Annotated in this window: 1 protein-coding gene; it reads left to right on the plus strand. The window is 44.7% G+C overall.

The genetic code is table 11. The features are described from left to right. A partial coding sequence (locus V6260_RS19575) for a hypothetical protein (protein ID WP_341595644.1) occupies positions 1-206 on the plus strand: 206 nt, incomplete at both ends.

Genomic DNA, 206 nt, shown 5'->3' on the forward strand with positions numbered 1-206 from the left:
GATCATAAAGGCTTTGAAGAATGCATGGCTGTCCAGCGTAAAACTGCGCAGCAAGCGGGTAAGTGTGGTGCAGATTACAACGAGCAATTAAAATCAGAAAAACTAACTGAGTTTAAAGTCTACGACAGCACGCATTACAGCGCGACAGTGGTAGAAATTTTTGCTGGTGGCGATGCTGTACAGTTATTGGAAGATGGCCAAGAAGG

This window comes from Pseudoalteromonas aliena (assembly GCF_038155085.1).
Taxonomy (GTDB): Bacteria; Pseudomonadota; Gammaproteobacteria; order Enterobacterales; family Alteromonadaceae; genus Pseudoalteromonas; species Pseudoalteromonas aliena_A.